The sequence below is a fragment of the Carboxylicivirga mesophila genome (genome assembly GCF_018271975.1).
In the GTDB taxonomy this organism is placed as follows: domain Bacteria; phylum Bacteroidota; class Bacteroidia; order Bacteroidales; family Marinilabiliaceae; genus Carboxylicivirga; species Carboxylicivirga mesophila.
Window position 1 is genome coordinate 1 of record NZ_JAGUCN010000046.1, and the last position, 9,076, is coordinate 9,076.

Consider the following 9,076-nt stretch of genomic DNA (forward strand, 5'->3'; position numbering starts at 1 on the left):
CACTACGCCTAACAACATGCATAATGCATGGCCATCGATGGGGATGACCGCAAAAAAATAAAGATGGCCACAGCATCATGCACTTGTACGTTGGGTTTCATTTTAAAGCATGACGCATAAATGTTAGAATATAAAGAATGGAAAAGTCAGTAATAAAGAAATTGAGAATTGTATTGTGGGCATTTATAATTATCTCAATTCCGGCAGGTTATTATATTTATTCGGCTTCATTACTTGACAAAGCTTATAAAGCATGGGAAGTAGCTTCAATTTCAGATAAAGATGAAGACATCGAATTTGCATTAAATAAAATTGAAGAAGCTGAACCTTTCGCCATATTTGACAAAAATCTTGTCAACATAAAAGTTCAGCTTTTGTATCGAAAAAAAGAATATAGAAAAGTGTTGGAAGCAATTGAAGAAAAAAACTTACTTATTTACAAAGGACTTTTGTATGAACATTTAGACAGAAGTGATTCAGCTGCAATTTGCTATGAAAAAGCAATTCCCATGCTTAAAAACCAACAAAAGAAAATTAAAAAAGATGTTCACTTTGCAAATGAAATTGGACGCCAAATAGCTTTATGCTATACTTTCTTAAGTCAAACTGATTCAGCAAATAAATATCTAACTAAGATTCCTGAAGACTACGACCCTGAATTAAAGGAATGGTTATTACAATACGATTATTACATAGAAAACTATGTTTCTGGTGGCTACAAAGATTACTTAGAGGGAGAAACATTATTATTCGGAACTGACAGTATTTCCAACATGAACATTGATAGTCTTTTTACTGCTAATAGATTTTATTTTGACAACCATTCATCTCGTGGGAACAAACATGAATATGAGATTAAAAAGATATTTGAACAAAAAGCAATCAGTATCGGAATGAATAGAATAGAATAAAATAAAAAACGAAACCCAACACGCCGCTATAGCGCATAGCAGGGTTCGGCTCACTTTGGGTGGGCAGTTTCCCGCCACGATGGTCTCGTCCTTCCGGACGGACAATCTCAACGCAAATCTGCTACAGCGCCATGCGGCCAACCGTTGGGGGCAATGTCGTGACTTATAGAAATTGCTTTTCAAGTACCAACTTTGAGAAAAAAGTGATGTCAGAATAAGTATCTAGCTATAATTATTTAAGAAGTTATTCAGAAGCAATCGGTACTTAGGAATATTTGAAGGCAATATAAGACTTTAGAAAATTATGAATATTTTATTCTCAGCATTTAAAAAACAATTAAAGTTCACATTAATAATGATTTTGATTGGTGCAGGACTTTTCTCTATTCTAGGTTCTATAAACTTGTTTGCTGAAGAAAAGGTGAAGAAAGGAATAATTGAAAATGTTGACATAACTGATAATGAAATCAAAATAAAATTATTCAATGACAAATTAGAATATTATGCTTCGCCAAATAATTATGAAATTCTGGACATTTGTGATACAACCTTGATTAGAGAAAACAATGAAGCTGAAATAATTTATATACAACGAAGTTTAATAGCGAATGTAATTATAGAGAATAAATATGCTATAAAAAAAGGGGTACTATATAAGGACCATGTATATAGTATTATAGGATTTCCAATAATTTGGATAGTTGTATTTGTATTTTATCGACAATTTGTAAAATATAATAATTAAGAATAAATCACTGCCCCCAACACGCCGCTATAGCGCATAGCAGTCTGGCTCACTTTGGGTGGGCAGATTCCCGCCTCGATAGTCTCGTCCTCTCGGACGGACAATCTCAACGCTAATCTGCTACAGCGCCATGCGGCCAACCGTTGTGTTGAATTTAAAAAACGCAAAATCAAGATAAATAAAACATGAAACCATTTAACCTATTTTTTCTCGGATTAGTATTTCTTGTTAGCTGTTCGAAAGAAAACCAAACTCAAGATAACCACATTTTTAGTGAAGGTCCAGTTGTTGTAAGAGGACAAATTCTAAATGCGGAAAGTAAAACTGTTCAGTTGGAAAATTTAGAATTGACAGGTCGAGTTAAAAATGTTGTAAAACTAGATAGCTTGGGCAATTTTGAAATTAGTATAAACATTTTAAGTCCTCACGATAATTTCTTAATTCATAACGGACAAATGTTAACAATATTTACTGAACCAAATGATACAATTATCATTTCAGCAGATGGCAGAAATTTTAAAAAAACGATTTCATTTTCAGGAAGTAATGCGATTTTTAATAAGAGCTTAAAACTATTTTTTGAAGAATTTCTAGAACAACTTGAAACAAATGAATTTTTTATAAAGAAAAGAGACTTATCTCCAAGTGAATTCAAAGTATTTGCTTATGATTTTTTTGAACTGATGGAAACAAAAATTGATTCCATTATTAAAATTACTCAACCTCAAGAAAATGCAATCGAGTGGATGAGAAATTATGTAAAATATAGGTTAGCAGAAGACCTTATTGAATACGGTAATCATCATAAAGAAAATTTGACGCCTGATTATTATGACTTTGAAAATGACTATCTTCTAACTGGAGAATTTGAATTACAATGTTCTCAATATTATGAAGATTTTATTAATAAATATTATTTGGGATATAAATTAAGCCAAGTCGATGGATTTAAAGAAATGGCTACAAATTATCGTGAACAAACTTATGATGGACTAAAATCTTCATTTGAATTTATTGATAAAAACATATCTATCCCAATCGTCAAAAACCTTTCTATTACAAGATTCTGCAACATGTATGTTGAAAAGGATTACCTAATTGTTGATTCTATTTTTAATACATTTACAACTTATGTACATGATATAACATGTCAAAATTTCATTCTTAAAAGACTTGATAATAAAAAAAATAAAATTGCCTTGGTCGATAACTTGGAGGAATTGAGCAACACTGATTTTATTGGTGAAATTTTTCAGAAAATACGAAACGAGAATCATGGAAAAGTACTCTACATTGATGTTTGGGGAACTTGGTGTGGTGGCTGTCTCAGTGCTTTTCCAACCTCTAACAAATTATACAAAGAATTGGACAGAAATAAAATTGAATTCATCTATTTGTGTGTTAATTCAACAAAAGAAAATTGGCAAGAAATAGTAAATGAATATGAGTTGAAAGGAAAGAATTATTTATTGACACAAGACCAAAGTGCCATGTTATCTGAGAAATTTAATTTTCATGGTGTGCCACGTTATATAATCATTGATAAAAATGGAAAAATCATTGATTATAATGCAAAACATCCATACAGCAGTGCATTAAAGGTTGAATTACAGGAATTGGCAGAAATATAAAAACTCAACACAACAATATGCATAAATCATAGCCACCCTACGGGATGGCAACGCTTCATGCAACTACCGTTAGGGCTAATTTGATAACGCAAGACTAATCAATGAGTAAGGAGAAAAGAGAAAAACTTATTCAAGAAGAATATGAAAGGCTTAAAGCTCTTGTTGGTGAAAAGAAAGCCAATGAGTATTTTAAGGAATCTAACTACCCTTTTCGTACAATCGGAGAACTTATTATTTTGAAAGCAATTATAGACTTCTATAAATCAATGCCTAGAAATGTCAAAATTATTGCTGTGGTTTTATTCTTATTTATAATTCTTGCTGTTATAAACACTATATGCGATAACCTTTACTAACGCTAAGGTTTTGTAAATTTTATAAATATGAATTTCCCACAGTTTAAAAAACATCTAACAATATGGTTTATTCTATTGATTACCTTGATTATAATTGATTTGGTGTTTGGAAATGCTCAATCAAGACTAGCAGGACGAGCACCTGAATTAGTTACAATATCTGATGTGTTTTCAAACGTTCATATTTATATTGGAAGAGCTTTTGTGTTTACATTCGTTATAGCAGGCGCTACCTATTTGACTGACAAAAGATAACTAAGAATAAATATTGCCAAGAACTAATGAAAAATAAAAACTAGCCCTAACACGCTGCACATAGCGCATTTCGGGATTCGAGCATTTTGGAAAGTCCGTAGCTTCGGTAACCAGCGCCAAAGGCTGATTTGGCTTTAAAATGATAATGTAAAACAAATACAACGCTTTGGCTCAGCTCAATTTGGAAAGTTTGTAAGGATAATATCCCTCACGACGCCATGCAGCGGGACCGTTAGCAGCCATAAAAAATGAAAAACGTACTATTCATATTATTATTAGTTCCGTTGAATATATTATCACAGGAATATCCTAGAGTCGACACTTTGAACTTTGGTAGAAATGTTAAGGAGGCTTTTTTATATCAACACTATTGTCATCAAGGCGATACCAATTTAGTAGAGAAGTATATATATGACGATACCGGTAACCATATTTATACATTTCAAGGTTACAATTACCCAATGCCGACAAGGACAATGTTTGAGTACGAAAAGGGACAATTAACTAAAATAATCAAGCATAAATATACCAGCTCATATAACGACAGTCTTCAAGACGAAATGTGGAATCGATATTTCAAAATACTATCAAAAGGTGAGAATCAAGAAACTGAGAGGAAAGCAGATTCTTTATATCAAGCGTATAAATCAAAATATTTACTAATTGACCCTGAAGGAGTAAATTGGGAACAAGATGGTGTCTTTGAAAGTGAAATTGAAATTGAATACGATTCTAGAAATAATCCTAAAGTGTATAGTATATCCACTTCTATCATGAACGAACCGCCTAGGTTAGATATGGTATTGGAAATCGATTATAATGACAATGGTAGTATAAAAAGCAAACACTGGACAGATATTAAGCACCCAAATTCAATTAAGTTAAGTGCCTTTAAGCCAAATACACTAGAATTAAATGACTCAATTAAGGTTCTTTCAGGCGATATCAGGACAAAGCAATATACTTATAATGCAAATTTAGTGCTTATCGAGTGTTTTCTTAACAAAAAGCAGACTGGAATAGAAAAAGAGATTTATAATCCAACTAAAAGAAAGAAAGATATAATTGTAATGAACCTAACAGGAGATACTCTTTCTTATCGTACAGAAAGCTATGACCTAAATGGTAAAATAATTAAAAAAGAACGCATTATAGAAACAGGATATGATGGATTTGGTTATGGGTATGATTCTGTTGCGGAAGAGCAAAAAGATTACCATTATGATTCTAATGGAAGAATCAACCAAATAATTGGGTACGAAAACAAAAAGAAATATAGTGTGTCAAAATATAAATATTAATTACGGCTGCTAACACGCTAGTATAAAGCATATGGCGTTCGTATCTTTTGGGGAGTGCAGTTCGCTAATCGAACACCGCCAAATCTTTGATTTGGCTTTAGAAATGAAAAAATAAATCAAATAAAAGATTTGGCTCAGTGGAGTTTTGGAAAGTATGGTTCGTTAAATTGCCATACGCTTCATCTAGCCACCGTTGGCAATTATTTAAGCATAACGTAGAATGATTAAGAGAATATTGATTCAAATATTTATAAGTATTGTACTCATTGCTTCTGGATTTGCATTAATGTTTAAGCAAAATTGGTTGCTTGACAACTTTGGAATGTTGACATTATCACTAGGTTTAATTTGCTTATTTGTTCTTCCTGCAAGGACACACATAAAGTATTCTAAAAATATAAATGTCCTTATTGCGTACTTGATTATATTTCAACATATCAATGTTTTACGGCATTACATGGACTTTTATTTGATTCTAGATTTAAAGGAATATCTAGATTTCATGTTTCATCCGCGCAGCACAATATATTTAATCGGACTGACCATTTGGTTGTTTGGTGTAATATGGACTACAGCGTTTATTGTGAAAACAATCAGACGTAACACTAAATACAAAGACATTATAAAAGATAGAAGCTATAAAATAGTAATCGGTTATATAATTTTAATGCTTGTGCTGGAATTACCAATATATAACTGGCATGGTGACTTTTTTGGACAATCACATGGACATAGTTTATGGGACAACTTCCACCTGCATTGAAAATAGAAAAAAACAATTGCCAACAAACCGCTATAGCGCATAAGGCGTTCGATGCAGTTCGGAAGGTTCGCAGCTTCGGCAATCACCGCCAAATCACTGATTTGGCTTTTGAAATGAAAAGTTAAAAACAAAAACACCGCTTTGGCTTTGCTCAACTTGGAGAGTATGTAAGGTTAAAATCGCCTTACGACGCCATGCGGCAGGCCGTTGGCACCAATTGAAAAATGACTAAGAGTTCTACCATAACAAGATGGGTTGTTCCTTGCTATTTCACTGAAGAAAAGCATAAAACAGAACCGATTGAGATTGACCTTTCCAGTCATTTAAAGCTAATGCTCAAAAATGAAGTATGGAATCGTAAATTCGATTTTGGGTTTAGTACTGGACTTCAAAACACTAACCCAAACGATATAAATAAGGCAAAAGCCAAGATTTACCCAAGATTCATTTCAGGATATGTTAATGAAAAAAGAATTCCTGATTTAATTGAAAAAGAATGCGGTAAATTTCCCGCTCATCTAAAATTAAAGGAATACAAAGATTGGTCGCATCAACTTGGGTTTGTCATTTTTGAAATTGAGTATAGAGTAAAAACAAACAATATCCCATCAAAGAAGGACTTGACCGAAGATATTATTCCACATTACGATAGCGATTTCATCGAAAAATATCATCAAAAACTTGCCGTTCTGAAAGAGCTTGCTTCATTTCTTCTCGCAGGATTGCATTTGAGTTTTCCGACAGAATCAATCATGATGAGAACCGATAATCCGATAAATGACGGAATTTTTCAAATCAAGTCTGGACGGTCAACTTATGCATGTAAGGTAAGTTCAAATTCCTTTATGCATGAGGTTCTTATCGAAACCAGCAAGTTATCAAGTAATGTCTTGCCAAACCTAGATGGACTAGCATCAGTATGGCATTACAATCTTTGGTCATTGAAAAGATATCTTAATGCTGTTGAATCTGACCAGCTGTCAATGGATAATCTTCTTGACTTGTTATTTGCACTTGAAGGGCTTTTCGAAAAAAGTACGTCTTCAGATTTTGTTAAATCAATGTGTTTAGTGTCTCTATGCAGAACTAGAAAAGAAGCAAGGAAAATGAAAAACCTTCTTGACGTTGCTTATTCTATAAGAAATGAAATTGCTCATGGCGGTCAATCATATGACCCTTATGACAAAGTAAAGCTAGAAGGTAAAGAAACATTAGCGCAAATGATTTACTGGAAAGTTAAGCCAATCGTAGCAGTTATGATTATTAAGGCTATTTCGAAATTATTAAATGACAAAAACATGAAAAATCTAAGGTTCAATTCGGACGACTTTGTTAATATGACCTTTGAAAAATAAAAACTGGTGCCAACAAAACCTATACGCAATACCCTTCGGGATACTGCGCATAGCCAAATCGTTGGCAACAATAAAAACAGAGACCGTAACAAACGAGTAACAATGAAAAGATTTTTAATACCAATAATGATTATTAGCTTTTATGCTTGTTCAAATTCTCAGAAAAAGGAAAACAAAGAATTGAGTGTTCAAGAAAAGACTACAATTGACTCTTTGACAAATACCGAGATTGTTGACAAAAAAACTAATGAATTAACTTTTAAAGAAGTTGCTGGACAAGCGGTATTGATTGGAGAAAAAATTGAACTACTTGATGAAAATTTAAAGACTCATGAAGACATTTCAAGTCTCACAGGAAAGATTGTTAATATCAAGGGAGTCTCTGATAGTTTATTCAATAATTCCGAAGACATTTGTAAAGCTTTTTGGTATGTAAAAATTGAAACGGAAAATATTAAAGGGATTGTTAACGGCAGACAAGTTTTTGAAATTCAAAATTCAAATCAAGACACAAGTTTTACAATTGACAATAATCATATTGAAATTTTAACAACAGACTTCTTAGGAATGGGCGTTGATTATGAAGGTGACCTTATGGGTTGTCCAGTTGACCAACCAATTCTGATTAAAGACACGAAAAACAATTATTTTGGACTTGTAGACCTGATTCAAAATGAATATTCAAAACAAGCGAGTTGGGATAATGAGTATCCATTTTTTGAAATCAGAAGTGATGATGGATGTTATGACAAGATTAAATCAATTATTGCGGACGGAAACGGAATTAGACTTAAAATACACAGAAGTTGGCAAGAAGGGGTGAATGATTTTGAAGTAAGATTAAACTTTGTGGGTAATAAGTATAAAGCCGAATATCTAAATTTTGGAGAGAGAAAATATGAATAATTACTGTTGCCAACATTTTGTATAAGTAATGGCAGGGAAAGTGCTAAATATCAAGGTTTGTAGCCCGCTCAAACTGCGTAGCGGTTTGACAGGAAACTACCATACAATCTGCCACTACTCATACAATTTACCGTTGTACACTATTTATGGTTTCTGTATCATATTCATCATTCTATTATTAATCTAAATGTCCAATAAATGCCACCAAGACTAACAAAATTAAACTTGATAAATAAGTTTTTTTTATTCTTAATCATTTTTGTATTGTCATCCTGTTGTGGACTTCATACCGAAGTAGACTATAAATACGAAGATGTTATTATAAAAAGAGTAGATGTTTGTGGTAAGACAACTTTTCATTATCAGAATAAACTAAATGACAAAGCTGGTATAATATGGGTTAATTACTCAGGCATCAATGATGGTTTTTCTGGATATTTAGTTTTTAAAGAAAATGGAAAAGTTGAATTATTAGCGGGAGATGGATATTTTCAATCAGCAAATCTTGATACTACAGTTTTCTCTCTTGGGGAAACCGTTGCATACGATAGGCCCAAAGACACTTCGAACATTTGTGTAATAAATCTCGCGACTCGTTATGAACAAGAATTTAACTCCAAAAGAAAATCAAGAATAGAATTTAATTACCAAATAGATGAAAATGAATGGTGGTAATCGAAATATAAAAAACAGTGTACAACACGCCGCCATAGCGCATAGCAGTCCGGCTCTCTTTGGGCGGGCAGATTCTCGCCTCAATAGTCTCGTCCTCTCGGACGGACAATCTCAACGCAAATCTGCTACAGCGCCATGCGGCCAACCGTTAGAGCGTAATATGGAACGACATGACGAC

General features: G+C 32.9%; 10 protein-coding genes. All 10 read left to right on the forward strand.

Annotated elements, in window-relative coordinates; translation table 11 throughout:
* Window positions 1-137: 137 nt before the first annotated feature.
* The 10 genes from KEM09_RS21495 (at window position 138) to KEM09_RS21540 (ending at window position 8,898) form a co-directional block, all read left to right on the forward strand.
* A complete protein-coding gene (locus KEM09_RS21495) occupies window positions 138-911 on the forward strand; it encodes a hypothetical protein (protein WP_212231945.1) in 774 nt (257 codons plus the stop codon).
* Between the two features lie 304 nt (window positions 912-1,215).
* Window positions 1,216-1,656, forward strand: coding sequence for a hypothetical protein (locus KEM09_RS21500; RefSeq protein WP_212231947.1), 441 nt, complete (start codon window positions 1,216-1,218; stop codon window positions 1,654-1,656).
* Between the two features lie 185 nt (window positions 1,657-1,841).
* Entirely contained in the window at window positions 1,842-3,287 is a 1,446-nt protein-coding gene (locus KEM09_RS21505) for a TlpA family protein disulfide reductase (RefSeq protein ID WP_212231949.1), read from the forward strand.
* 101 nt (window positions 3,288-3,388) lie between these two features.
* Window positions 3,389-3,643: a hypothetical protein gene (locus tag KEM09_RS21510; protein WP_212231951.1), complete on the forward strand. Its 255-nt coding sequence runs from the start codon at window positions 3,389-3,391 to the stop codon at window positions 3,641-3,643.
* 27 nt (window positions 3,644-3,670) lie between these two features.
* Complete coding sequence (locus KEM09_RS21515; protein WP_212231953.1) at window positions 3,671-3,898, forward strand: hypothetical protein; 228 nt, start codon at window positions 3,671-3,673, stop codon at window positions 3,896-3,898.
* A 248-nt stretch (window positions 3,899-4,146) separates the two neighbouring features.
* The gene (locus tag KEM09_RS21520; RefSeq protein ID WP_212231955.1) at window positions 4,147-5,199 is read left to right on the forward strand and encodes a hypothetical protein; all 1,053 of its coding nucleotides are present in this window, start codon (window positions 4,147-4,149) and stop codon (window positions 5,197-5,199) included.
* A 220-nt stretch (window positions 5,200-5,419) separates the two neighbouring features.
* Entirely contained in the window at window positions 5,420-5,962 is a 543-nt protein-coding gene (locus KEM09_RS21525; protein ID WP_212231956.1) for a hypothetical protein, read from the forward strand.
* Window positions 5,963-6,186: 224 nt separating this feature from the next.
* Window positions 6,187-7,317 carry a HEPN domain-containing protein gene (locus tag KEM09_RS21530; protein ID WP_212231958.1) on the forward strand — a complete coding sequence of 377 codons (1,131 nt, stop codon included), beginning with the start codon at window positions 6,187-6,189 and terminating at the stop codon, window positions 7,315-7,317.
* 102 nt (window positions 7,318-7,419) lie between these two features.
* Window positions 7,420-8,223, forward strand: a complete 804-nt coding sequence (locus KEM09_RS21535; protein WP_212231960.1) for an MBL fold metallo-hydrolase — start codon at window positions 7,420-7,422, stop codon at window positions 8,221-8,223.
* A 198-nt stretch (window positions 8,224-8,421) separates the two neighbouring features.
* Window positions 8,422-8,898: a hypothetical protein gene (locus tag KEM09_RS21540; protein WP_212231962.1), complete on the forward strand. Its 477-nt coding sequence runs from the start codon at window positions 8,422-8,424 to the stop codon at window positions 8,896-8,898.
* Window positions 8,899-9,076: the final 178 nt, after the last annotated feature.